General features: G+C 62.5%; 22 protein-coding genes and 2 tRNA genes. 14 read left to right on the top strand and 10 right to left on the bottom strand.

The window, feature by feature from the left end:
• Positions 1–101: 101 nt before the first annotated feature.
• Positions 102–1,184 carry an alanine dehydrogenase gene (gene ald / locus HWX44_RS04820; protein WP_049155868.1) on the top strand — a complete coding sequence of 361 codons (1,083 nt, stop codon included), beginning with the start codon at positions 102–104 and terminating at the stop codon, positions 1,182–1,184.
• Here the strand turns inward: ald and HWX44_RS04825 are convergent.
• Positions 1,181–1,570, bottom strand: coding sequence for a globin (locus HWX44_RS04825; protein WP_046647325.1), 390 nt, complete (start codon positions 1,568–1,570; stop codon positions 1,181–1,183). The genes ald and HWX44_RS04825 overlap by 4 nt on opposite strands.
• Before the next feature lie 2 nt (positions 1,571–1,572).
• Positions 1,573–2,574 (bottom strand): mechanosensitive ion channel family protein, encoded by a 1,002-nt coding sequence (locus tag HWX44_RS04830; RefSeq protein WP_175973411.1) that lies wholly within the window; start codon positions 2,572–2,574, stop codon positions 1,573–1,575.
• Between the two features lie 115 nt (positions 2,575–2,689).
• Between HWX44_RS04830 and HWX44_RS04835 the strand changes: the two genes are divergently transcribed.
• Complete coding sequence (locus HWX44_RS04835) at positions 2,690–3,850, top strand: cystathionine gamma-synthase (RefSeq protein ID WP_175973413.1); 1,161 nt, start codon at positions 2,690–2,692, stop codon at positions 3,848–3,850.
• Positions 3,851–3,862: 12 nt separating this feature from the next.
• Here HWX44_RS04835 and HWX44_RS04840 read toward each other — a convergent pair whose 3' ends face one another.
• Positions 3,863–5,752, bottom strand: a complete 1,890-nt coding sequence (locus tag HWX44_RS04840; RefSeq protein ID WP_175973415.1) for an FAD/NAD(P)-binding protein — start codon at positions 5,750–5,752, stop codon at positions 3,863–3,865.
• A gap of 56 nt (positions 5,753–5,808) precedes the next feature.
• Here HWX44_RS04840 and HWX44_RS04845 point away from each other — a divergent pair, with 56 nt between their 5' ends.
• Genes HWX44_RS04845 through HWX44_RS04875 form a run of 7 tightly spaced genes read left to right on the top strand, consistent with a single transcriptional unit; the run spans position 5,809 to position 13,757 of the window.
• Positions 5,809–7,512, top strand: coding sequence for a TIGR04028 family ABC transporter substrate-binding protein (locus HWX44_RS04845; RefSeq protein ID WP_254868109.1), 1,704 nt, complete (start codon positions 5,809–5,811; stop codon positions 7,510–7,512).
• Complete coding sequence (locus tag HWX44_RS04850) at positions 7,513–8,493, top strand: ABC transporter permease (RefSeq protein ID WP_070511974.1); 981 nt, start codon at positions 7,513–7,515, stop codon at positions 8,491–8,493.
• Entirely contained in the window at positions 8,490–9,344 is an 855-nt protein-coding gene (locus HWX44_RS04855) for an ABC transporter permease (protein WP_046647321.1), read from the top strand. The genes HWX44_RS04850 and HWX44_RS04855 overlap by 4 nt, the downstream gene beginning before the upstream one ends.
• Position 9,345: 1 nt before the next feature.
• Positions 9,346–11,043 (top strand): dipeptide ABC transporter ATP-binding protein, encoded by a 1,698-nt coding sequence (locus HWX44_RS04860; RefSeq protein ID WP_175973419.1) that lies wholly within the window; start codon positions 9,346–9,348, stop codon positions 11,041–11,043.
• Positions 11,044–11,073: 30 nt separating this feature from the next.
• Complete coding sequence (locus tag HWX44_RS04865) at positions 11,074–12,261, top strand: alkylhydroperoxidase domain protein (RefSeq protein WP_175973421.1); 1,188 nt, start codon at positions 11,074–11,076, stop codon at positions 12,259–12,261.
• 18 nt (positions 12,262–12,279) lie between these two features.
• Positions 12,280–12,954, top strand: coding sequence for an SDR family oxidoreductase (locus tag HWX44_RS04870; protein WP_070511984.1), 675 nt, complete (start codon positions 12,280–12,282; stop codon positions 12,952–12,954).
• A gap of 56 nt (positions 12,955–13,010) precedes the next feature.
• Positions 13,011–13,757: a GntR family transcriptional regulator gene (locus HWX44_RS04875; protein ID WP_046647316.1), complete on the top strand. Its 747-nt coding sequence runs from the start codon at positions 13,011–13,013 to the stop codon at positions 13,755–13,757.
• 264 nt (positions 13,758–14,021) lie between these two features.
• Here HWX44_RS04875 and HWX44_RS04880 read toward each other — a convergent pair whose 3' ends face one another.
• Complete coding sequence (locus HWX44_RS04880) at positions 14,022–15,119, bottom strand: HNH endonuclease signature motif containing protein (protein ID WP_052750509.1); 1,098 nt, start codon at positions 15,117–15,119, stop codon at positions 14,022–14,024.
• A gap of 119 nt (positions 15,120–15,238) precedes the next feature.
• Positions 15,239–17,779 (bottom strand): aminopeptidase N, encoded by a 2,541-nt coding sequence (gene pepN, locus HWX44_RS04885; RefSeq protein ID WP_175973423.1) that lies wholly within the window; start codon positions 17,777–17,779, stop codon positions 15,239–15,241.
• Positions 17,780–17,878: 99 nt separating this feature from the next.
• Between pepN and HWX44_RS04890 the strand changes: the two genes are divergently transcribed.
• Together HWX44_RS04890 and HWX44_RS04895 are read left to right on the top strand one after the other, a co-directional pair.
• Positions 17,879–18,493, top strand: coding sequence for a mycothiol-dependent nitroreductase Rv2466c family protein (locus HWX44_RS04890; RefSeq protein ID WP_070511991.1), 615 nt, complete (start codon positions 17,879–17,881; stop codon positions 18,491–18,493).
• A gap of 37 nt (positions 18,494–18,530) precedes the next feature.
• Positions 18,531–19,004 (top strand): ribose-5-phosphate isomerase, encoded by a 474-nt coding sequence (locus HWX44_RS04895; protein WP_046647313.1) that lies wholly within the window; start codon positions 18,531–18,533, stop codon positions 19,002–19,004.
• On the opposite strand, the gene HWX44_RS04900 is transcribed toward HWX44_RS04895, so the two are convergent.
• Positions 19,001–19,828, bottom strand: a complete 828-nt coding sequence (locus tag HWX44_RS04900) for an aldo/keto reductase (RefSeq protein WP_070680848.1) — start codon at positions 19,826–19,828, stop codon at positions 19,001–19,003. The two genes, HWX44_RS04895 and HWX44_RS04900, sit on opposite strands and share 4 nt — an antisense overlap.
• A 153-nt stretch (positions 19,829–19,981) precedes the next feature.
• Positions 19,982–20,056 (bottom strand) — tRNA-Gly (locus HWX44_RS04905).
• Between the two features lie 199 nt (positions 20,057–20,255).
• Here HWX44_RS04905 and HWX44_RS04910 point away from each other — a divergent pair.
• The 3 genes from HWX44_RS04910 (at position 20,256) to tig (ending at position 22,717) form a co-directional block, all read left to right on the top strand.
• Positions 20,256–21,074: a DUF1542 domain-containing protein gene (locus HWX44_RS04910; protein WP_175973424.1), complete on the top strand. Its 819-nt coding sequence runs from the start codon at positions 20,256–20,258 to the stop codon at positions 21,072–21,074.
• A gap of 137 nt (positions 21,075–21,211) precedes the next feature.
• A tRNA-Pro gene (locus tag HWX44_RS04915) sits at positions 21,212–21,285 on the top strand.
• 73 nt (positions 21,286–21,358) lie between these two features.
• A complete protein-coding gene (gene tig, locus HWX44_RS04920) occupies positions 21,359–22,717 on the top strand; it encodes a trigger factor (protein WP_175973427.1) in 1,359 nt (452 codons plus the stop codon).
• Between the two features lie 173 nt (positions 22,718–22,890).
• On the opposite strand, the gene HWX44_RS04925 is transcribed toward tig, so the two are convergent.
• Genes HWX44_RS04925 through nrdF form a run of 3 tightly spaced genes read right to left on the bottom strand, consistent with a single transcriptional unit; the run spans position 22,891 to position 24,793 of the window.
• Positions 22,891–23,472 (bottom strand): NADPH-dependent FMN reductase, encoded by a 582-nt coding sequence (locus HWX44_RS04925; RefSeq protein WP_175973429.1) that lies wholly within the window; start codon positions 23,470–23,472, stop codon positions 22,891–22,893.
• Positions 23,473–23,511: 39 nt separating this feature from the next.
• Positions 23,512–23,817 (bottom strand): hypothetical protein, encoded by a 306-nt coding sequence (locus tag HWX44_RS04930; RefSeq protein ID WP_023020917.1) that lies wholly within the window; start codon positions 23,815–23,817, stop codon positions 23,512–23,514.
• Positions 23,768–24,793, bottom strand: a complete 1,026-nt coding sequence (nrdF, locus tag HWX44_RS04935) for a class 1b ribonucleoside-diphosphate reductase subunit beta (RefSeq protein WP_023020918.1) — start codon at positions 24,791–24,793, stop codon at positions 23,768–23,770. The genes HWX44_RS04930 and nrdF overlap by 50 nt, the downstream gene beginning before the upstream one ends.
• Between the last annotated feature and the right edge of the window lies 1 nt (position 24,794).

The raw sequence follows: 24,794 nt of genomic DNA on the forward strand, positions 1-24,794 counted from the left end.
ACCCCGCTCGGTGAACAAGAGCGACGCACACAGGAGGTGATCTGCGTTACTCTGAAGGGGTCGAATTCAGTTTTCTTCAACAAAAGGAGATGGCTCTCACCATGCGTATTGCTGTACCCAAAGAAATCATGAACAACGAAAACCGCGTCGCCCTTACTCCTAGTGCCGCGGACATCTTGATCAAGGACGGTCACGAGGTCCTGGTGGAAACAGCGGCCGGGGAAGGCGCCTCATTTCCGGACTCCGACTATGAAGCCGTCGGCGCGACCATTGTCCCTTCCGCTGCGGAGGCTTGGGCGGCGGATATGGTGGTCAAGGTCAAGGAGCCTCTCGAATCCGAGTACGGCTACCTGCGCGAAGACCTCCTGCTGTTTACTTACCTGCACCTGGCTGCGGATCGCCCGCTGACGGAAGCGCTCATGAAGGCCGGTACGACGGCCGTGGCCTATGAAACCGTGACCGATTCCCGGGGCACGCTGCCGCTGCTGACACCGATGTCCCAGGTGGCTGGCCGCCTGGCGGTTACTGAGGGCGCGCACCACCTGCTGTCTACTGAGGGCGGGCGCGGATTGCTGGTAGCCGGTGTGCCGGGCACGCGCCCGGCCCGCGTTGTCGTCATCGGTGGTGGCCAGGTGGGAGCTTCGGCGGTGGCGATGGCGCAAGGATTGCGCGCGGAGGTAACCGTGCTGGACCTTGACCCGCACGTGCTGCAGCGCTTCGATGAGCAGTACCATGGCAACGTGCGCACGATTGTCTCGGACCCCGCGGCGCTGGAGTCCGAGCTGCTGGAGGCAGATCTGGTCATCGGCGCAGTCCTGGTTCCGGGCGCGGCGGCCCCGAAGCTGGTGCGCGAAGACGTGGTACAGCGGATGAAGAAGGGTGCAGTGCTTGTCGACGTCGCCATTGACCAAGGCGGTTGCTTCGAAAACTCCCGCAAGACGTCCCACGACGATCCCACCTTCAAGGTGCACGACACCATCTTCTATTGCGTGGCCAATATGCCCGGCGCGGTGGCGAACACCTCTGCCCGTGCGCTGGGTTCTGCCACTCTGCCCTACATTCGCGCAGTGGCTGCCGATGGCTTCGACGGTGCGGTGGAGCGCTTCTCGGGATTGGCCGATGGGCTTATGACCCGCGGGGGAGAACTGGTCTCCCAGCCGGTGAAGGAGGCCTTCGGGCTTTAGGGGGCGCGGTTGATGAGCATCGCTGCTACTCGCTCCATGTGGTCCCAGATCATGGCGCGGTAGGCGGGCGGGATGGTGTCTTCGTCGATCTGCGCCAGGGAGTTGCCCATGAGTTCGAGCCAGCGATCATGGGCAGCTATGTCGATGGGGTAGGGCGCGTGGCGCATGCGCAGACGCGGGTGGCCGCGCTGCTCGGAGAAGAGCTGCGGACCTCCCCAATACTGCACGAGGAACCAGGTCAAGCGTTGCTGTGCGCCTTCCCAGTCCTGCTGGGGGTACATCGGCCCGATGAGATCGTCTTCGCGCACCTGGGCGTAGAAGCCGCCGACGAGTTTCTCAAAGGTCTCCATTCCGCCGACGGCTTCGTACACGCTCGTTGGTTGCACGTCTAGTCTTCCTTTCGCGTCAGGCCGGGTTCTTCCAGATCAAAGATAGCCATCCCGCGCGGGTAGGGGGTGGTGATCCCCTCTTCGTGCATGGCTGTGAGGATCTTCGCCTGCATCGCGCGCTGCACATCCCATTGCTTGCCTGGCAGCGTCTTGACGGACACGCGGTAGGACATGTGGTCGACCTCCAAGCCGGACATGCCGTTGACCGTGGGCGTGGCCAGGATGTAGTCCTTGATTTCGGGATCGCGGGCGGCCTCCTCGGCTGCGGACGTGATGACGTCGACTGCTCGCGTGGGATCGTTGCTCAGCGCAATCGGGACCTGGACGCGGGCCACGGAGTAGCGGTCGGAATGGTTGGCCACCTGCAGGATTTCGCCGTTGCGTACGTACCACAGCGCGCCGTCGATATCGCGGACGGTGGTAATGCGCAGGGAGATGGACTCGACATCACCGAAGACCCCGTTGCCGAGGTCGATGGTGTCACCGATGCCGTACTGGTCCTCCATGAGCATGAAGATGCCGGAGAGGAAGTCCTTGACCAGCGCTTGCGCGCCGAAACCAAGGGCGACACCAACCACACCGGCAGAGGCCACGAGCGGGGCGACGTTGACGCCGAGCTTGTCCAGGATGGCGAGCACGGCCCAGACCCAGACGAAGATGGAGACCGCGGAGCGGCCTACGCCGGCGAGCGTTTGGATGCGGGAGGTGCGCCGTGCCTCTTGTGTTTGCGCGAGAACCTTGTCGGTCTCGCGGTGCACCTTCCGCGGGGAAAGCGGCGAGCTGAGCTTGCCCTTTTTGATGCTGTTATCCGCCAGCTTGCTGATAAGCCGGCGCAGCAGCCAGTTGCCGATGACGGCGACGATGAGGATGAGCGCGATGCCGATGGGTTTGTCGATGAGCCAGGATTGCATGTTCTCGGTCTGCCACCAACGGGTGACCGCGTCGACGGCCCCGTTGGTCTGCTCGGCGGAAGCGCTGAGGTATGCGGTAGGTCTGGTCACGTGTGTCCTTTCTACTGTCGCTCACGACTGACGTCTACCGATGGTAGGGAAGAGAACTGAATATAAAAAGCTCGTCTTTCTCCCAACTGAACAGCTTGGTCTAGACTTGTGCCTCATGACTGACAACCGCACCCTTGGCTTTTCCTCCCGTTCCATCCATGCCGGTTACCAGCCGGATCCTCACATGGGATCCATCAACGTACCGATCTACGCTTCCACCACGTTCCAGCAGGATGGCCTCGCGCAGCTGCGCGGCGGCTATGAGTATGGCCGTGTGGCCAACCCCACCGTTCACTCCCTCGAGAAGACCCTCGCGGCGCTAGAGAACGCTGAATACGCCCGCTGTTTCGCCACGGGCATGGCGGCAGTCGATACCCTCATCCGCATCCTCGTGCGCCCGGAGGACCACGTGATTCTGGGCAACGATGCCTACGGCGGCATGTACCGCTTGCTGCACCACGACTATGGCCAGTGGGGCATCGAGCTGTCCATCGTCAACACCGCCGATACCGCGGCGGTAGAGGCGGCGCTGCAGGAGAACACCAAGCTGATTTGGCTGGAGACCCCGACCAACCCGGCGACAACAATCACGGATATCGCTGCGGTCGCTAAGGCAGTCAAGGAGGCTGGCGACGCCCAGATCGTCGTCGACAACACCTTCGCCACGCCCTACTTGCAAAATCCTTTGGAGCTGGGCGCGGATCACGTGCTGCATTCCACTACGAAGTACCTGGGCGGCCACTCGGATGTGCTGGGCGGCGCGGTCGTGACCAACTCCGCGGAGATGGACGAGCGCCTGCTGTACTTCCAAGGCAATGTCGGTGCGGTGTCCTCGCCTTTCGACGCCTACCTCACCGCCCGCGGTATCAAGACCTTGGAAGTCCGCATGGATCGCCACTGTTCCAATGCGCAGGCCGTGGCTGAGTTCTTGGAATCCCGTCCGGAGGTCAAGCAGGTGCTCTACCCGGGCCTGCCCTCGCACCCGGGCCATGAGCTGGCTAAGAAGCAGATGCGTGGCTTCGGCGGCATGATGTCCGTGCGCTTCCACAGCGAGGAGCATGCCCGCCAGATTTGCCTCAACACTAAGCTCATCTCGCTGGCGGAGTCCCTCGGCGGCGTGGAGTCCCTCATCGAGCACCCACAGAACATGACGCACATCTCCGCGGAGGGCTCCGAGCTCGTGCCGCCGGCAGACCTCGTGCGCATCTCTGTGGGCATCGAGTCCATCGATGACCTGCTCGCGGACTTGGAGCAGGCCCTCGACGCTCTGGATTAAACCGCCGCGTGATTAGAGGGAAGTGAGCAGGGAGCCGGCCGTGCGGTCGGTCTCCTGCAGCATGAGCGGATCCGTGCCGGGCATGGGGGAGATGGTGGTATCCGGCCACTGCGAATAGGTGGGGATGCCCACGATGTGCAGGCGCGGGTCCTCGGTGCCACCGGGGTTGACCGCGCGGCGGCTCCACGTCGTCTCCGGCGAGCCGGTGGCCTGGCCATGATCGACGAAGGCGCGCACGCGCCCATTGAGGGACACTGCGAGTGGATCGCCGGCGCGGCGGACATCGGGGGAGTGCATCCAGGCGTCGATAAGCCAGGTGGAGGAAGCCTCACCGTGCGCGGTGCGCAGCGTGAACTTCTCGCCGATCTCCAGCTGGGGGCGCTGGCCTAGGAAGGTGACGAGGCCGGCGTCGACAAGCGCGAGCAGCTGACGGGTGCGGAAGAGTGGCGGGCCGGAGCCCACCATCTGCCCGAAGGCCATGAACTCCTTGTAGGTGCTGGTGCGGGACTCCCACGTCATCCGGCCTTCCGAGCCGGCGATGGAGGAAGGCTTGCGCGCGGCCGAGATGACCCACAGCGCGGACTTCAGCGGGGAATCGGCGGCGGCGACGGCCTCCCGGATATCGTGGGCGAGGCCCTCGGCGATGTACTCGGTGAGCTCGGTGTTCTCAGTGCCGTCGAAGTCCGCCAGCGGGTGCGCCCAGTGCGCTAGGTCGAGCGGCTCAGTCGATGCGCCGTCGAGCGCGACGCGCAGCTGGTCCGCCATGCCCCGAAGATCCGGGGCGGTGAGCTCCGTGGAATCGATCGTGGTGAGGATATCCTCGAGCGGGCGCTGCAGAGCATCCGGTGCCACCCGCGCTTGGTTCTCGTAGTACTCGGCGTAGGCATCGCGCAGGATGTGCGGCAGCAGCTGCGTGCCGAAGTCCAGCTCCGCCTCCGGATCGAGCGCGGCGACCGCGGCGCGGAAGCGGGTCAGCGCGGCCTGCGGTGGCAGCGCGTGGTACTCCGACTTCGGGATATAGGGGTAGCCGCGGCCGGAGGAGACGATGAAGTGCGGTTCCTCGCCGTTCGGCTCGTAGCGCAGGCCGGAGCGGGTGGAGGGATCCTCTACAAATTCGCCGCCACGGTCGATGGTGAGCAGCGCCATGACATCGAAGAAGCCCATGCCCAGGCCGCGGACCAGGACCTTCTCGCCCGCAGGGACCTCAGATACCGGCTGCTCCACGGGGTTATCCGGGCGCACCCAGTGCAGGCCGGAATCCGCAGCCTCCGCCAGTGCGCGCTCGGATTCGTTCAACGCAGGCACCTGCCAGCCATAGGCCAGGACGGTGGCGTCGGCGGTGACGGTGGTGCCGTCGGAAAGCTCGATGGCGTCCTGCTCACCGTGCTCCTCCACGGACAGTGCGCGGGCGCGGTGCTGGACGACGTCTACGCTCTCCGGCAGCTGAGCCAGCGCCACCTCGAAGACCCACTCCAGGTAGGCGCCGTAGAGCGCGCGGGAGGGGTTGGATTCCGGGCGGGTCTGCGCGAGTTCTTCGGCAAAAGAGGCAGCAAGCCCCTCGCGCGGCGGGTGGGAATCGTAGAGCTCCAGCTTGGCGGGGGAGATGGAGGGGCGCTCGCCGCGCAGAAGCTGGATCCACTCATAGAGGATGGGGCCTTCAAGTACCGGCGCGGTGGTCGTGGAGCCGGGCTCGGTAAACAACGTGACCGCGCCGGCCAAGGTGTTCATGCACAGCGTGCGGGTCTGCTCGGTATCCCAAATGCGGCCAGCGCCCAGCGGGGCATCGTCGATGATGTGGAGCCGCAGGGGTGAATGAAGGGGGGTCGCGCGCAGGTGGGCTGCAAGGCGCTCGACCAGCGAGATACCACGCGGGCCGGCCCCGACGATGGCGATGGCGGGCATATAAATCAACCTCAAACTTTTAGACTGTGCTGTCTAGTGGAATAATACCGCTCAGTATGCGTTGTGTTAAATCCAGAGACGCACTGCACACCGACTATCTACTTTCTGAAAGCAATACCGTGAAAACCTTACGCGCACTCGCCGCCACCTTGGCAGCAGCCCTGGCCCTAGCGGGCTGCTCTGCTGCGGACCGGCCGGACGGTGAGGACAACGTCCTTACCTACCTCGAGCCGCAATTCTTCCGCACGCTCTATCCGCCAGCCGCGGGCTTTTATCCCAACGGCGGCGTGGTCAACCAGCTGACCGACCGCCTCCTCTACCAAGACCCCGAAACCCTCGAGCTCTCGCCGTGGATCGCCACGGAGATGCCCGAGGTCAACGAGGATGCCACGGAATACACGTTTAACATTCGCACCGACGTCACTTACTCCGATGGCTCCCCGCTCACCGCCGAGAACGTCGTGGCCAACTTCGATCTTTTCGGTCGTGGCGACAAGTCCCGCACGCTGACCAGCTCCGAGCAGATCGCCAACTATGACCACGGCGAGGTCGTGGACGAGGACACCGTGAAGTTCTACTTCACCCAGCCTTCTCCGGGTTTCCTCCAGGCCACCTCCGCCTACAACGCCGGGCTGCTCTCCGATTCCACCCTGGCTTTGGACAACGAGGGCTTCGGCCCCGGCAACGCGATCAACGTCATCGGCTCTGGGCCCTTCGTGGTGGAATCGGAAGAAATCGGCACTGACCTCAAGCTCAAGACCCGCGAGGACTACGACTGGGCCCCGCCAGCGGTCAAGCACCAGGGGCGCGCGGAGATCGACGGCGTCCACTACATCCTCGCCGCCGAGGAATCCGTGCGCACCGGCGCTATTCTCTCCGGTCAGGCCGATATCGCCCGCCAGATCTCCGCCCCGCAGGAGTCGCTGCTGAAAGAACAAGGCGTTGACATCGTCTCGCGCGGTACCAACTCCATGAACAACCAATTCGCCTTCCGTTTCGACCACCCGCTGCTGCAAGATAAGCGCGTGCGCGAGGCCATCATCCACGGCGTGGACCGCGAGGAAATCCTCCGTGTGCTCTTCTCCGGGTCTTACCCGCTGGCCACCTCCTCCGTGGCGGAGACCGGCCTGGCTTACAAGGACCAGTCCGCCGCCTACACCTTCGACCCCGAGGAATCCAAGCGCCTCCTCGACGAGGCCGGCTGGGAGCCCGGCCCCGACGGCATCCGCGTCAAGGACGGCCAGCGACTCGTCCTGCGCACCAACACCGCCTTGCCACAGCCGCGCTCCAAGGAAGTCATGACCATGGTCCAGGACCAGCTGCGCGCCCTGGGCATTGGCATCCAGGTCAACGCCGGCGACCAGGCCACCCAGAACGCCGATGCCAAGGACATCAACAAGGTGCAGATCTACCACTCGATGGTGGGCCGCGCCGACTACGACGTCATCACCTCGCTCTACGGGATCAACAACCGCGATGCCTTCCTCAACCAGGACGCGGAGGGCAATCCCATCGACGAGCACCTGCAGGAGCTTCTCGACGCCGTCCTCGACACCCCCGACAAAGAAGGCCGCATCAAGGCCACGGAAGAGGTCCAGGACTACCTCACCGAGCAGGCCTACGTGCTCCCGCTCTTCGAGGAACCTGTGGTCTACGCCGTGCGACCGGGCATCACTGGCTTTAGCCCGGAATCGGTAGCGCGCCCGTGGTTCTACGAGGTCAGCATCGACGCCGCGCCATCGGATGAGGAGGAAAAATAGATGACAACCCGCCAGATCTTCAGCCGCATTGGGCAGGCTCTCCTCGTGCTGCTCATTACTTACACCGTGGCCTTCCTGCTTCTGTCGGCGCTGCCGTCGGATGCCGTGCAGTCGCGATTCGGCGATCCCGCCCTGGGCCTATCCCAGGCGGAGATTGAGGCTATTCGGGAGGAGATGGGCGTCGACAAGCCGCTTGTAGTGCAGTACTTCACCTCCCTGGGCGGCTTCCTCACCGGGCACTTTGGTAACTCCACGCAGTCCGGCGCCCCGGTGGCTACGCTGCTTGCCGACGCCCTTCCCCACACCCTCATCCTGGCCATCAGCGCCATCGGCTTGGCACTCATCGTGGCCGTATTCGTCGCCTTCCTTGCCACGCTGCCCGGTCTCGGCGCCATCGGCTCCTTCTTCCGGGGTCTGCCTTCCTTCATGGTCTCGCTGCCCGGCTTCTGGATCGCGATCCTGCTCATCCAGTTCTTTTCCTTCCAGCTGGGCTGGGTGCGCGTTATCGAACCTGGGTCTGTCGAAGGCCTCATCCTGCCGACCTTGACGCTGTCCGTGCCCATGGCCGCACCGCTCATCCAGGTTCTGATTCGCTCCATTGATGAGACGCAGTCGCGGCCCTTCGTCCAGGCGGTGCGCTCTCGTGGTGCCTCGGAGTCCTGGATCTTCTGGCGCACCGTCCTGCGTAATTCGCTGCTGCCTACCTTGACCATGGCGGGCCTGCTCTTTGGTGAGCTCGTCGGCGGTGCCGTGGTGACCGAAACCGTCTTCGGCCGTACCGGCTTGGGCTACATGGTGGCCCAAGCGGTGGCTAACCGCGATACCCCGGTGCTGCTGGCGGTGGTTCTCATCGCCGCAACTTCCTACATCATCATCAACCTCGTCGTGGATCTGCTCTACCCGGTACTGGATCCCCGCCTGCGCGCCGGTTCCCCGAAACGCCGCGCTGCCGCCACTGAAGAAAGGACGGTGCGCTCATGAGTGTGACGTTCACCAAACCCCTGCGAACCTCGCGCCGCGCTCCCGCGGGGCAGGCCAACCCATGGCTCGCGCCGGGTTCCGTCATCGCCATTATCGTCCTCGCGGTGGCGTTCTTGGCCGCCCTGTTCCCGAGCCTGTTTACCTCGGCTGACCCGTACGCGGGCACCGACGTAGCCCTGTTGGCGCCGGGGGAGTCCGGCCACCTGATGGGCACGGACGCGGTGGGCCGCGACCTGTATGCGCGCATCGTCTACGGTGCCCGCCAGTCGCTGCTTGGCGCGCTGATCGCCGTGGCTGTTGGCCTCGTCGTCGGCACGCTGATCGGTCTTCTCGCCGGCTCCCTGCGAGGAGCGGTGGATAGCGTGCTCATGCGCGTCGTCGACGTGCTGCTGTCCATCCCCGGCATCCTGCTGTCGCTGTCGATCATCATCGTGCTGGGCTTCGGCTCCGTGCAAGCGGCTGTGGCCGTCGGCGCGACCTCGGTCGCGACCTTCGCGCGCCTAGCTCGCTCCCAGGTGATCACCGTGGCCAGCTCGGACTACATCGAGGCCGCATACGGCGCTGGCGCCACCCACGCCACCGTGCTCTTCCGCCACATCCTTCCCAATTCACTCACTCCGGTTATCGCCCTGGCTACCCTGCAGTTCGGCACCGCGATCCTGCAGCTGTCCATCCTCGGCTTCCTGGGCTACGGCGCCCCGCCACCCACTCCGGAATGGGGCCTCATTATCGCCGAGGGCCGCGACTTCATGGCCACCGCCTGGTGGCTCATCATCTTGCCCGGCATTGCGCTGGTCGCCGTGGTGATGTCCGCCAACCGCCTGTCCCAGAACTTCCCCGTGGAGGCCTAACATGACTGTTATAAAAAATGCAGCGCAGCCCCTGCTCAGCGTGCGGGATCTGAACGTGTCCTATTCGACCGCAGGTGGTGACGTTTCCGCCGTGCAAGGCGTCAACCTCGAGGTGCACCCGGGGCAGATGACCGCCATCGTGGGCGAATCGGGTTCCGGCAAGACCACCTCGGCTATGGCAGCCATCGGTTTGCTGCCCTCGAATGCCACGATCGATGCCGGAACCATCACCTTCGATGGACGCGATATCACCTCGCTGCGCCGGCGCCAGTGGCGTGAGTTGCGAGGGCGACGCATCGGGCTGATCCCGCAGGACCCGAACAACTCCCTCAACCCAGTCCAGACCATCGGCGCCTCGGTGGAGGAGGGGCTGCGCATCCACAAGGTTGGTACTGCGGCCGAGCGCAAGGCTAAGGCGTTGGAGTTGCTGGAGCGCGTCGGCATCGATGACCCTGCGCGCCGCTATCACCAGTACCCGCACGAGCTGTCCGGCGGCATGAAGCAGCGCGTGCTCATCGCCGCCGCCGTGGCGCTGGAGCCCGACCTCATCATCGCCGATGAGCCCACCTCCGCGCTGGATGTCACCGTGCAGAAGATCATCCTCGACCTCCTCGACGACATGCGCGCAGAGCTCGGCATGGGCATCCTCTTCATTACCCACGACCTCGCCGTGGCCGGTGACCGCGCCGACCGCGTCGTGGTCATGGAGTCCGGCCAGCTGCGCGAGGAGGGCCTGGCCGCCACGGTGCTGACGAACCCGCGCCACGACTACACCAAACGCCTGCTTGCCGACGCCCCCTCCCTCACCGTCGCCGACGCCCGCACAGCAACCACCGGCGCTGTTGCGAAGGCTGGCGCAACCGCTGAACGCGCTTCTTCTGTTCCCCACGTCGCGGCGACTGCTCGGGATGCCGGCGAACCACTGGTGCGCGTGGAAGGCCTGACCCAGCGCTTCGGCGACTTCACCGCGGTCGATGACATCTCCTTCACCGTGGCCAAGGGCTCGACCCACGCCATCGTGGGCGAGTCCGGCTCCGGCAAGACCACGACTGGGCGCAGCATCGCCATGTTCAACACCCCGACATCGGGCAGCATCACCGTGGGCGGGCGTGACATCGTGGGCCTGCGCGGCAAGGCCTTGCGTGAAGAGCGTAACAACATCCAGCTGGTCTACCAGAACCCCTACGGCTCCCTGGACCCCAAGCAGTCCATCGGCCAGACGGTAGCGGAGCCGCTGAGGAACTTGAAGGGGGCGCGTGCAAGTGCGGCCAAGGAAAAGGCTAAGGAGTTCTTGGACCTGGTGGCGCTGAACCCGGACTACTACGACCGCCGCCCGCGCGAGCTCTCCGGCGGCCAGCGCCAACGCGTGGCCATTGCGCGCGCCATGATCGTGGAACCGGAGCTGGTCATCCTCGACGAGGCAGTATCCGCCCTCGACGTCACCGTGCAGGCCCAGATCCTGCGGCTGCTGGCGCGGCTGCAGGAGGAGCTCGGCCTGACCTACATTTTCATCTCGCACGACCTCGCGGTGGTCAACCAGATTTCCGATACCGTCTCGGTGCTCTCCAAAGGCCAGCAGGTGGAGTGCGGGCCTACGGCAGAGGTATTTAGCAACCCGCAGTCACCGTTTACCCGGAAGCTCATCGAGGCCATCCCCGGCTCTCGCTACCGCGCCGGCGACCTCAACCTGGGTCTGTAGCCTGGGGCGAACACAAGAAAGGATTCATTCATGGCAGACATCATTAACCTGTTGGCGGGTGTTGAAGGAGATGTGGCTCAGCTGCGCGAGCGCCGGCCCGAAGCAAAGGAGAACGCACAGGCCTCCTTCGCCGCGCTCCTCGAGCCTTCAGCGCCCGGCACGTTCAGCTATGCGGAGCGCTACGCCATCGCCACCTTCGTTGCAGGCGTGTATCAGGCGGCTCCTGCCGTCGCCTTTTATTCTGACCTGCTGGCGGAGGAGTCGGAGGAGCTCGCCGCCGCGATAGCCCGCGCGGTGGAGCACGGCATCACCACCGGCCCGTACATCGAGGGCGGTTTCACGCTTTTCGAGGGCCCACCGCGCCTCGCCGCCGCCCTTGACTTCGCCCACCTGCTGGTCTTCCACCCCAAGGACGCCTCCCCGGCTGCGATTGGTCACCTGCAGGCGGCCGGGTGGTCCAACGATGACATCGTGACGCTGGCGCAGCTGGTCAGCTTCCTATCCTTCCAGCTGCGCGTGGTGTACGGCCTCTCCGTGCTTGCCGGTGCCGCGCAGCCCGCGCCCGTGACTGAGGCGCCGCGCCCCACCCAGACCCCGGAGTGGGTGCCGGGGGAGGGGACGTTGGTGCCGGACGTCGCCAAGCCGCAGGGCTTCGTGGCGCACTCGCTGGGCTGGAAGCCCTGGGTGCCGCCGCAGCCGAAGGAGGAGTTCACGGACGCGCAGCGTGATGCGCTGATTAAGCCCGAGCGCATCGACATGGAGTACTTCCGCCTGCTAGCCCGCGACCCAGCAGCGCTCAAGGCGCGCACGCTCACGGACCTGGACATCTTCTACAACACCGACGGCGGCCTCGGCCGCGCCGAGCGTGAGCTGGCCGCCACGGTAGTCTCGCGCCTCAACGGTTGCGAGTACTGCGCGTCGGTGCACCAGCAGCGCGCGAAGGAGGAGGGCGGTGACGCCGCGGCGATTGACCGCCTGCTCGAGGAAGGCGTAGATGCTGACCTGGGCTCGGCGCAGTGGTCTGCCATCCGCGATGCCGCTCTGGCCCTGACCGAGTCTCCCTTTGCGTTCGACGCCTCCCACGTTGAGCGCCTCGAGGCCGTGGGATTCGATACCCTAGCCATCATCGATGTCATCAATTCCTCCGCGTTCTTCAACTGGGCCAACCGCCTGATGCTGACGCTGGGGGAGCCGGATGTACCGAAGCGTTTCCGCTAACGAGAAGGAGGAACAACCATGGTGAAAACTGCCGTTGTAACTGGTGCGACGGGTGGAATGGGCGCGGAGATCATCAAGGATCTTGCCCGGGACCACCGCGTGTATGCCCTGGGCCGGCGCGCCGGGGAGCTGCCGGAGGCGGAGAACATCGTGCCGGTGGAAATCGACTTGCTGTCGCTTCTCGACGGCGCAGCGCTCCCCACCGAACTGGCTTCGCTTGAACGCGTCGACGTGCTCGTGCATGCGGCGGCGCGGGCGGATAAGCGCTCTGTGGAAAGCGCTAGGCCAGAGGATTGGCGCGCGCAGATGGACCTCAACGTGCACGTGCCAGCCGAGCTGACCCGCCAGCTTCTGCCCGCGCTGCGTGCGGCGGAAGGGCTTGTGGTGTTCATTAACTCCGGTGCCGGCATTCACTCCTATGGTGACAACGTCATTTACGCCGCCACGAAGCATGCTTTGTACGCGCTTGCCGACGGCTTGCGCCTCGGCGAGCTCGGCATCCGCGTGTCCACCGTCGCGCCGGGCCCGACGGATACCCCGATGCTGCAGGGCCTGCAGGACTACAACCCGGAGCATGTCATCGCCCCAGTCGAGGTGGCGAAGGCTATCCGCGCCACCGTTGATGCCGGCCCTACCACGCAGCTCACTGAGATCCGCGTGCGCCCACGCATTGAGCTAAACCAGCGCAAGTAGGTGGCGCGTTTTCTCTCAAGATGCGAAAAACCCAGCACACGGTACAGTTATGAGGCGTGTCCACCTCTCAACGCCGCCGCCCCGCCTATTTGGTGATCGCGGATTCGCTGCGGAGCAAGATTGAATCCGGCGAACTGAAGCCGGGTGATCGCTTCCCCACGGAGCGGGAATTGGTTCAGGAATACAAGGTGGCGCGCATGACAGTGCGCCACGCCCTGGACATCGTCCAGATCGAGGGACTTATCGACCGCAAGCGCGGGCGCACCGGCGGCACCTTCGTGCGTGCCACCCCGCCGACGTTGAGCCTGACGAGCGGGCGCAGCGCGCTTGACCAATTACGGGAGCATGGTCTTGAGGTTGAGGTGCGGGTGCTGTCGCTGACGCTTATTGAAACACCCGGGCACCTCGCCTCCACCTTTGGGATTGAAGAAGGCGATGCCGTGTGGGAATGCCGCACGGTGCAGATGACTGAAGGATCGCCCATCATGGCCTCCACGCTTCTTATCCCGCAGGCCTTGGCACCGCGCCTCACGGAAGAGGAAATGCAGAAGCCGCTGACTGAATTATTGACGGAGCTTGACCTGGCACCCGTATTTAAGCGGGATTCTCTCGTGGCCGCCACCGCGCGCACGGAGGAGCAGAAAGCCCTGGGCGTTGGACGCAACCAACCGGTCTTGCGCATTACGCGAACCGTCAAGGCAGAGGGCGGTGTCGTAGCTGCCCAGTTGGAAGAGACCCTGCGCCCCGATGCGGTCACGGTGGAAGTTGTCATCGGCGAGGACCCCACGCCGACCCTCGACTAATCACTATGAGTCTGCGACCCTGCGGGGGCAGCCGTCATTAGGTGTGTCCCTTTGGGGAGGCGTTAAAGCACGCCAACTCGTCAGCCATCTTTCGGTTGGCGGGTTTCGTTCTTTAAGGGCTTAACCCTCAGCGGGAAGCGCGTGAATCGTGCTCAAGGATCGCCGATATGCCCGCGTGCCTTGATGTGGTCTGCGGGTGGCAGTGTTGTCACTGGTGGTTAGCTGTTTCCTTTCTGCCGTTGCTGCGTGTGGTGGCTGTGGGTGTTAGCTGCTGTCGGGTGGTTCCTCTGGTGGTTGTCCTGCTTGTTCGGTGTTGAGTCTGGCGACTGCTTCCTGGTATTCGGGCATCGCGGTTATCGGTGTTCCCCAGGGTGGGATGAAACTAACCCCGGTATTCAGCCGGTACATGTAGCCGCGCCCGGTGGGTTTTAAAGGGTCATCATCGTTAATACCGTTGTGGTAGGCGCACAGGAAGGTCAGGTTCTTAATGTTGGTGTAGCCGCCTGCTTGCCAGGGGATGAGGTGATGGATTTGGCAGTAATCAGCTGGCTTATTACACCCAGGTCTTGAACACGTGTGGAATTCAGCGTGCAGGGTAAGGCGCTGTTTGAAGTTTGCCCCTCGTTCTAGCCGCCAGGTGTTAATGGGCCCTTCAATGGGGTGAACGATGGTGGCGTAGCCTATTTCGGCAAACTTGTGGGTTAAGAACTCGGCCCCTGTCATGCGCCCACCGTTGGTCAGGTTGAGCTCTATTTCGTCCCCGTCGCCGTTGATGATCTGGTCCAACTCGTTTAACGTGACGATGACTTGGGTACGCACCGCAGGCTTGGAACCGGTGCCCTCTTTGAAGAAGACGTCGTTGGCGGCTTGAAGCAGGTCGGTGGTGTTGGTGGATTCGAGGACACCGCGCATGTTGGCAATCGTGGTGGCATCGTCAGTAATGGAAAGGGTGTTGGGGCCTTGTGCGCGGTAGGTGATGCGCACCCCTGGTTTGGCTATGCGTTTGGAACGCAGTTCTTTCAGGCGTGTGGCGGCGACGGTGGGGATGCGGTGTGCGGGTGTGGCGGTAAGTCTGACTCTCAGGTTCCAGGCGTCGAGGGTTTTCTTTACTTTTGAAACGTAGGTTTCAATGAGTGTGAGGGTGCCTAGGCTGTGGCGTTGTTGAATGGCGGCAGCGCGTGCCTTTTTCTGTTTGCCGGTGTAGCGGGTGGGGCCGAAGTACACCTGGTGCAGACCGGCAAGTTCGGTGGCGTCGGCTGGGTCAGCGCCGAGCGCGCGGAGCTCATCGGGTGTGCCAGGTATGTGTTCCACCAGCGCAATCCCCGAGTTGCGGAGGCGGAGGTAGGTTTCAATATCCCCCATGGGCACGAAGATTAAACCAGCACCCGCAACCCCGCAACCGGAGGAACAAAATCCCTGGGTAAAAGGGTAATGGGGCTGGTACGAGAAAAGCCCCTCAACAGGAGGGGCTAGACGCGGTGTTAACCGCGGTCGACGGCGCGGTTGCGCAGGGCGCGGGCGAGGCGGTCACGCTGCTCGGTCACGGCGCGGCGCAGGCCACCGGCCAGGTCGCGGGAGAGGAACTCGTCGGCGCGGTCGAGGGTCTCCTGGCTGACATCCCAGCGCGGGAACAAGCCGGTCACCGTGGTCAAGGCAATCTCGTTGGACTGCGCGGACCAGATCTTTTCCGCCACGTCGAAGAACTCTGCACTCGGCAGGAGCTCGTCGGCGCCTACGAACGTCAGGCCCGCCAGCTTCGACTCCAAGTCGCGGTTGCCCAGCTCACCGGCGACAATCTCGTCCCACACCGCGCGCTTGTTGTCCTCGGTGTTTACGGCGGCCAACGCCTTAAGCGAGGCCTGGTAACCCGTCGCGGTGTTATCGCGGTTGAGTTCCTCAGCCACCGCCGTCATGGCGGCGCCGGCGGCTTCGGGGCCGGTGACGTCGGCAAGCGAGCCATCGGCGATGAGCGCAGTGAGTGCCTTCCAGCGCAGGCCCGCATCCGAGGAGGTCTTAAGGAGCTCTTGGAAGAAGGTGCGGGAGGCGTCGTGAAGCTTGATGCCGGCCAGCGCCTGGGTGAAGACGATGGAGCGCTCGGCGTTATCGGAGCGGGCGCCGTCAAGGAGAGCGTCGGCAAGCTGCGTGTCCTCCTGTGCCCACTCGGGGTCCGTATAGGTGGACTGGGCCATGGCAGCTTGGGAGAGGATTCGCTCCAGCACGGCGAGCTCCGTCTCCGCCGCCGCACCGCGGGCCACGAGCGCCACGAAATCGCGGGCGCGCATGGTACCTGCCCGGGTCATCTCCCAGGCGGTGGACCAGCACAAAGTGCGGGCCATGGGGTCTTCGAACTTGTCGACATTCTCCAATAGGAACTGCAAGGAACCGGCGTCCAGCTCGATGAGGCAGTAGGTCAGGTCATCGTCGTTAGGCAGCACAAAGTCGATGTCCGCCTGCTTGCGGCCAATGAGTTCCGGAATCTCGGTAAAGGCGCCATCGATATCCATCTCGATGCGCTCGGTGCGCACCACCTTCTCTCCTTGCAGGGCGTAGACGCCGACGGCGACGCGGTGGGTGCGCAGAGTATCGCCACGTTGGGTGAGATAGGCCTGTGTGATGGTGCCGGACTCGTCCGTCTCCAACGCCACACCCAGAGTGTTCACTCCCGTGGTCTTCAGCCACTGCTGTGCCCAGAAGGACAGGTCGCGCCCCGAGGCCTCCTCGAGGTGGCGCAGCAAATCCCCGAAAGTAGCGTTGGCCCACTGGTGCTCCTGGAAGTGGCGGCGCACGCCAGCGAAGAAATTCTCGCGGCCCACGTACGCCTGCAACTGCTTCAGCACCGACGCCCCCTTGGCGTAGGTGATGCCGTCGAAGTTCTGCTCCACAGTCTCAATATCGGAGGCATCCGTGGAAATCGGGTGCGTCGTGGGCAGCTGGTCCTGCTGGTAGGCCCAGGCTTTCTCCACGTTGGCAAAGGTCACCCACGCGGTGTCGTACTGGGTCTCCTCCGCCTGGGAAATCGCCGCCGACCAGGTGGCGAAGGACTCGTTGAGCCACAGGTCATCCCACCACTGCATGGTCACGAGGTCACCGAACCACATGTGCGCCAGCTCGTGCAGAATGGTGTCCGCGCGGCGCTCGTACTTGTAGTGCGAGGCTTGCGACGTAAAAACATACTCGTCGCGGATGGTCACGCAGCCGGCGTTCTCCATTGCGCCGGCGTTGAACTCCGGAACGAAAATCTGGTCGTACTTGCCAAAGGGGTAGGCAAAGCCGAAGTTGCGGTGGTAGAAATCAAAACCCTGCTTGGTCTCCGTGAACAGGCGCTCGGCGTCGAGCGAATCCAGCAGCGAGGGGCGGCAATAAATACCCAACGGCACCTCAACGGTTTTAGCAGGCGAGCCCTCCGGGTGCTCCGCCAGCGTGCCCGTCCACGTATCCGTCACGCCCACATACGGGCCCGCACACAGAGCAATCAGGTACGTCGACAGCGGGTAATCCACCGCCGCGCGCACGGTGTTGCCTGAACGCCTGATGGGGGAGTTGGTAATCACCGTCCAGTGCTCTGGGACCTCAAAAGCCAGCGAGTACGTAGCCTTCAGATCCGGCTGGTCAAAGCAGGCGAAGACGCGCTTGGCGTCGGCAGTCTCGAACTGGGTGTAGAGGTAAGCTTCACCGTCGACCGGGTCAACGAAGCGGTGCAGGCCCTCGCCGGTGCGCGAATAGCGGATTTTCGCCACGACCTTCAGCTCATACTCCGCCACCTGCAGACCCGACAGGGGGATGCCGTAGGTCGGGTCATAAGCACTGGTGGGCAGGGGAGCGCCGTTGAGGCGGACCTCGAGAAGCTCGTCACCGCGCAGATCAATAAATGTCGAGCCAGCTTCCTTCACGCGGAACGTCACCACCGTGGTGGAGGTGAAAAACTCCTCCCCGGTGAGGTCGAGGGCAACGTCATAGTGGCTTACCTCCAGCATGCCGGAGCGCTGTTGGGCTTCCTCGCGGGTGAGGTTAATCGAGGTCATGTAGGTTACTCCTCTTCGTCGGTGATTAAGTCTCTGCACCAGCGTAGTCACACGCCTAGGGTGGGGTGCCACAGACTACACAAGCAAAGGAGATTTACTGTGGCCCAACAAGTAACCTTCTGGTTCGACTGCTCCTGCCCCTTCGCATGGCTGACCTCGCGCTGGATTAAAGAGGTGGAGAAGGTCCGCGATATCGAGGTGACCTTCCAGCCGATGTCCCTCTCGGTGCTCAACAAGGGCCGCGACTTGGACCCGGAGTACATGAAGATGATGGAGGCCAACTGGGGCCCTGCCCGCGTAGCAGCCAAGATTGCCGTGGAGGCCCCGGACAAGGTCGACGCCTTCTACACCGCCATGGGCACCCGCATCCACACGGAGGGCCAGGGCGGCAAGAAGGGTTACGGCGCCTACGACGACATCATCAAGCAGGCGCTTGACGACGTCTCCCTCCCCTCCACCTTCGCCTCCGTGGCCAACACCGAAGAGATGGATGAGAAGCTCACCGAGTTCCACAACCGCGGCATCTCTGAGGTTGGCGATGAGGTCGGCACCCCGGTGGTGAAGTTCGGCGATACCGCTTTCTTCGGCCCGGTCATTACCCGCGTTCCCACCGGCGAGGAAGCCGGCGAGCTTTTCGACGCCTCCGTGCGCCTCGCCAAGTTCCCGTACTTCTTCGAACTCAAGCGCTCCCGCACCGAATCCCCGCAGGTTTAGTGCGTGGGATGGCCCACAGGCCGGTAGGATGTGGGCCATGCGCGTTTATTTAGGAGCAGACCACGCAGGGTTCGAGATGAAAAACATCATCGCCGAGCACCTGAAGAAGCAGGGCCACGACGTCATTGACTGCGGTGCCCACGAGTACGACGCCGAGGATGACTACCCGGCATTTTGCATTGAGGCCGCGCTGCGAACCGTCAACGATCCGGGCTCGCTCGGCATCGTACTGGGCGGTTCCGGCAACGGCGAGCAGATCGCCGCGAATAAGGTGAAGGGCGCGCGCTGCGCCCTGGCGTGGTCCCCGGAGACCGCACGCCTGGCCCGCGAGCACAACAACGCCCAGCTCATCGGTATCGGTGGCCGCATGCACTCCGAGGAGGAGGCACTCGCGATCGTGGATGCCTTCCTGGATCAGGAATGGTCCCGTGCTGAGCGCCACCAGCGCCGCATCGACATTCTTGCTGAGTACGAGCGCACCAACATTCCGCCGGAGCTTCCGGAGGCCTAGTTCATGTCCTTGGGGTGAGTGCCGCCGCGGCCCTCTTCCCCGAGGTCAAGATCAGTAATCGCAGCCATCTCGGATTCATCGAGTTCGAAGCCGAATACATCGAAGTTCTGCGCGATGCGCTCCGGGTTTTCGGACTTCGGGAACACGATGACGCCATTTTGCAGGTGCCAGCGGATGATCACCTGGGCGGGGGAGACGCCATACTTTTCGGCAGGCTCGGTGATTTCCGGCTGCTCGAAAAGGTCCGTCTTACCCTGGCCTAGTGGGCCCCAGGCTTCGATGTGCACCTGGTGGGCGCGGAAGGCATCGAGCTCACGCCAGCGCTGTAGGTAGGGGTGCAGCTCCACCTGGTTGACCACGGGGGTCTCATCAGTCTGGGTTTCTAGCTGGTCCAGGTGCTCGAGTTCGAAGTTGGAAACACCGATGGACTTGGCCTTGCCGGCCTTCTTTAGTTCAATGAGCTGCTTCCATGCCTCGACGTAGTGGCCGTTATCTGGGCAGGGCCAGTGGATGAGGTAGAGGTCCACGTAATCGAGACCTAGCTTCTCCAAAGACTCGTCGAGAGCTGCGGCCGCATCAGTCTGGCGGTCGTTCCACAGCTTCGTGGTGATGAACAGCTCCTCGCGGGGGATGCCGGACTTGGCAATCGCGCGGCCCACACCTTCCTCGTTGCCGTAGATGGCAGCGGTGTCGATGTGGCGGTAGCCCACCTTGAGGGCTTCGAGGACCAGTTCCTCGGTCTTGTCGGGTTCTACCTTGAAGACACCGTAGCCGAGCTGGGGGATGGTGTTGCCGTCGTTGAGTTCAATAATGGGTACAGTCATGCGGCCCACTCTACGTAGGGGCGGCGCATTCTGACAGAAAAGATGCATGGCCAGGCATGATGCGGCGGCAATCCGAGCGGTCATCCCCAGCGGGTGCGAAAACGACTAAAGCTGCACCGGCTACCTAAAAGAGGTACTCAGTGCAGCTTTTCTTGGAGGGAATGACGGGAATCGAACCCGCGTCTTCAGCTTGGAAGGCTGAGGTATTAGCCACTATACGACATTCCCACAACCGGCAATCTTCAACTTTCAAGGCCTTGACTTTGAAAGCCGTTGAATCGGCGTGCCGATTACTTTAGCGCACGTGGTCGCTGAAAGGAAAATGGGAACTTAAGCGGGGTAAAGCGCGTTACTTTGAGTAGGTGTACAAGCAAAACAACACATAGTTCAACACGCAATTCAACTCTGAGATGAAAGTGGTGCTTTCGTGAGCTCGTTATTGCTCCTTATCCTCGTCGTCGGTGGCGGCGCATGGTTCCTGTCCTCGCGCAACGGGAAGAAGCAGCAAGAGCTGCGTGAATCCCAGCGTTTTGAGGACGCGATGGCGGATGCGCGCCGCTGGACCGAGCGCCTTGGTGGCCAGGTCATGAACTTAAGCGGAACGGACACCGCCTCCCAGCAGGCCATGGCGGATGCGTCCGAGCGTTTTACCGCCGCTAACTCCGCGATTTCCCAGGCCACGACGGTCAAGCAAGCGCACCTAGCGCGCGAATCTGCGCTGGAGGGTCTTTACTATGTTGCGGCCGCCCGCGAGATTATGGGCATGGACCCGGGTCCTGAGCTGCCGCCGCTGGAAGGTCAGCGCCAGGCCGGCAAGGTGACGGAGACCCGTACGGTGGAGGCCAACGGGGAGACGCTGACGGCGTCGCCAAGCGCATCTGCAGAAACCCCCAACTACTACCCGGGTGGTGTCGTGGCTGGACGCCCGGTCCCGGCCGGCTGGTACTCCCGCCCGTGGTGGGCCGATGCGCTGACCACCGGCGTGTGGATGGTGGGCTACTCCATGATGTTCAATGCGATGTTCGCGGGTATGTCCGGCGTCGGCTACTCCGCGGCGGCGGCTGAAAGCGGCGACTGGGGCGGAGACATGGGCGGCGCCGACGGCATGGACGGCGGCGCCATGGATGGAGCCGGAGACATGGGTGCCGGTGAGGCTGGGGGAGGTGAGGAAGGCGGCTTCTTCGATGGCCTCTTTGGTGGCGACGGAGGCGATGGTGGAATGTTTGATTTCGACTTCGACTTCTAAAGCTAAAGTCGCCTCTGACATGCGGAAACAAAGTTTAATTGGGGCCGGTGTTGGGATAGTCAAGCGGCTATCGGTACACTAGCCCCAGTATGAAGCGCAGCTGCGTGCGGAACTTCCGGGCGCAGAGGCTTTCCATACGGGGCGTGGCGCAGCTTGGTAGCGCACCTGCTTTGGGAGCAGGGGGTCGCAGGTTCAAATCCTGTCGCCCCGACGTATGGGGGCCTGGACACTCATCCAGGCCCCTTAATTTCATCTTTGAACGATCACAATCAGGAGAGTTTCTCGTGAAGACCACCGTAGACAAGCTGAGCGATACCCGCGTCAAGCTCACCGTCAACGTTCCGTTCGCTGAGCTGGACAAGGAAATCGATCAGGCCTACGCGGCGATCGCGCAGCAGGTTTCCATCCCGGGCTTCCGTAAGGGCAAGGCTCCGCGCCAGCTTATCGACGCCCGCTTTGGTCGTGGCCCCATCCTCGAGCAGGTAGTCAATGACATGTTGCCGTCCCGCTACGAGCAGGCTGTTACCGAAAACGATCTCAAGGTCATTGGTCAGCCGGAGATCGACATTGCCAAGCTGGAGGACAACGATTTTGTCGAGTTCACCGCTGAGGTAGATATCCGCCCCGAGTTTGAGGTACCGGACTTCTCCAAGATCTCCGTTAAGGTGCCGGCGCTGGAGACCTCCGAAGAGGACGTCGACAAGGCGCTTGAGGATCTGGCTTCCCGCTTCGGTGAGCTCAAGGACACCAAGCGCAAGATGAAGACCGGTGACTACGCCATCATCGACATCACCACTGAGGTTGATGGCACCAAGCTCGATGAGGCTTCCCACGAGGGTATGACCTACCGCATCGGTGACGACAACCTGATTAAGGGTCTCGATACCGCACTGCGCGGCATGAAGACCGATGAGGACAACGAGTTCACCACCACCATCCAGTCCGGTGAGCACGAGGGCGACGAGGCCACCGTGAAGGTCCACGTCCAGCAGACCAAGGAGCGCAAGCTGCCGGATCTCGACGACGAGTTCGCACAGATGGCCTCCGAGTTTGACACCATCGACGAGCTGCGTGAGGACACTAAGACCCGCGTCGAAGAGTCCAAGAAGTCCGAGCAGGCTGCCGCCATCCGCGATGAGGTCCTGAAGGCCGCTCTGGCAGAGGTTTCCTTCGAGCTGCCGTCCTCCATCGTTGATGAGCAGGTTCACGCTCAGCTGCACCAGGTCATGGGTCAGCTGGCTCACGACGAGAAGGCTCTGGCCCAGCTGCTTGAGGCACAAGGCACGACCCGCGAGGAGTTCGACGCTGATGCTCGCAAGTCTGCTGAGGAGTCCGTCCGCACCCAGCTCTTCCTCGACGCCCTGGCTGAGATTGAGGAGCCGGAGGTGTCCCAGCAGGAGCTGACTGACCACATCCTGTTCACCGCGCAGTCTTACGGCATGGACCCGAACCAGTTCATCCAGCAGCTGCAGTCCAGCAACCAGCTGGGCAACCTCTTCTCCGACGTGCGCCGCGGCAAGGCCCTGGCTATGGCTATCTGCCGTGCCGAGGTCAGCGATGAAGAGGGCAACAAGGTTGACGTTGACCAGTACTTCGGTGAGATCGAAGAAGAGGACGCTGCTGAAGCTTCCGAGGAGAAGTAGTCTCCCGCTTGTAACGCGCTGCTGCCACATGTGTGGTGGCGAGCGCGCATGAAACCCCGGATTCAGGTAACTCAAGGATGAGCCTGAATCCGGGGTTTGTGTCATTGTGAACGCCCTCTAGGAGTCTTTGAGTACTTCGTAGAGGGCGTGATGGGTGTTGGCTAGGGATACCGCTAGCCGTTCGTGGCTCTAAAGGCGTCGTCGGTCAACTGCAGGAAGCGCATAACGTAATCCTTGACAAAGTCTGCGGTGCGTTGATTGAGATGTCCGGACTCTTCGAAAAGGGTGGGGGATTGGCCCAGAAATACTTCGGGCTGACCAGGGAGCGGCATATCAAAGTAGGACAGGGCGAGGCGAAGGTTCTTCTGTGAACTGTAGCCGCCCATGCGGCCTACAGAGTGGCTAATGATACCTGCGGGAAGGTTCTTCCACGCCACATCTGAGTTGGGTTTAGAGCCGATGTCCACTGCGTTTTTGAGGCAGGCAGGGATAGTGCGGTTGTTCTCTGGCGTAATGAAGAGGATCCCGCTCGAGTTCTTGATGGTCTCGCGAAAGCTGGTGTACTCAGCCGGAGTGGGCTTGTCCGTGACGGCGGGGTCATCGTAGTCGAAGTCATAGAGCGGCAAGTCACGGATTTCCACAATGTTTGCCTCGTAGTCTTCAGGGATCATCGTGAGCACCTCGTGTGCAATCTTGCGTGCAAATGACTCTCGGCGCAGGCTGCCGACGATAACGCTGATACGTGGGGTGGTCATGGTAAACCTTCTTTCTTAGTTGGGTGTAGGGAGACGTGGTCAAGGGAGAAAAGGCTTGCAGCCAAAGGCCGGTGGTGGGCCGGCAGCGTGGGCGGCAGTGAGGAAGCCATCTACTTTGTCTCCTTCTTCATGGCGGAAGTACAGTTCGATGAGCCCTAGAAGCCCCCCGAGGACGGCCTCTCGTGCGGCGGATGTATTCAACAGCCGCATGGCTGCGGGTTGGTTTCCTTCGCGGATGGCTTCAAACAGCGCGATGGTCTCAAGCCAGCTTCCTTGGTCCGGTCGCGGAAAAGGTTTAGAAATCCCAGTCATCATCACTCGTTTCTTCAGCAGTACCAATGACATAGGAGGAACCAGATCCAGAGAAGAAGTCATGGTTCTCATCTGCTCCGGGGGCTAGGGCGGCGAGGATTTCTGGGTTCACTTCCGTTTCTTCGGGCGGGAAATAATCCGGGTAGCCCAAATTCATGAGCGCCTTATTGGCGTTATAGCGAACGAACACGGCTACATCATCCATGAGTCCCAAAGGCTCATATAGCTCGCCGGAATAGTCCAGCTCTAGTGCATAAAGCTCTTCGAGCAAAGAAATGGTGAAATCATGCATCTCCTTCTGCCGTAGCGGGGTCGTGGATTCCAGACCGCGCTGATATTTGTAACCCGAGTAGTAGCCGTGCACTGCCTTGTCACGCAGAATGAGGCGAATCATGTCTGCCGTATTTGTCAGGGTGGCGTGGACAGAAAAGTGCAAGGGAAGATAGAAACCCGCGTAGAGAAGCAGCGAGGAAAGCAGCGTCGATGACACCTTGCGTTTGAGTGGATCCGGCCCAAAATAGTGCGCGAGCACTTTCTTGGCGCGTGCCTGGAGAAGGTCGTTATTCACCGCCCAGCGGTATGCTTCATCAATTTCCTTTGTACTGCTCAGGGTAGAAAACACTGAAGAGTAAGAACGGGCATGGACTGACTGCATGAAGGCGATGTTGGTATACACGGCCTCCTCGTGTTCGGTGCGGGCATCTTGAATCTGACAGATTTCTCCCACAGTGGCCTGGACAGTATCCAGGGTGGTGAGTCCCGTGAACACCCGCATGGTGAGGTTGCGTTCCTCGGGTGTCATCTTCTGCCACGCCGGGAGATCATTAGAAAGCGGGACCTTCTCTGGCAACCAAAAATTGGCGGTGAGACGGTTCCACACTTCAAGATCCTTGTCATCGCTCACCCGGTTCCAATTGATGGCGCGGATGCGGGCTGAAGGATCATGCCGGTAGCTCGGCGGGGTAACTGAAATGCTGGTTAGTTCAGCACTGTTCGATGTTGAAGACATA

The sequence above is a fragment of the Corynebacterium sp. Marseille-Q2823 genome, from assembly GCF_903645345.1.
Lineage (GTDB): Bacteria > Actinomycetota > Actinomycetes > Mycobacteriales > Mycobacteriaceae > Corynebacterium > Corynebacterium hiratae.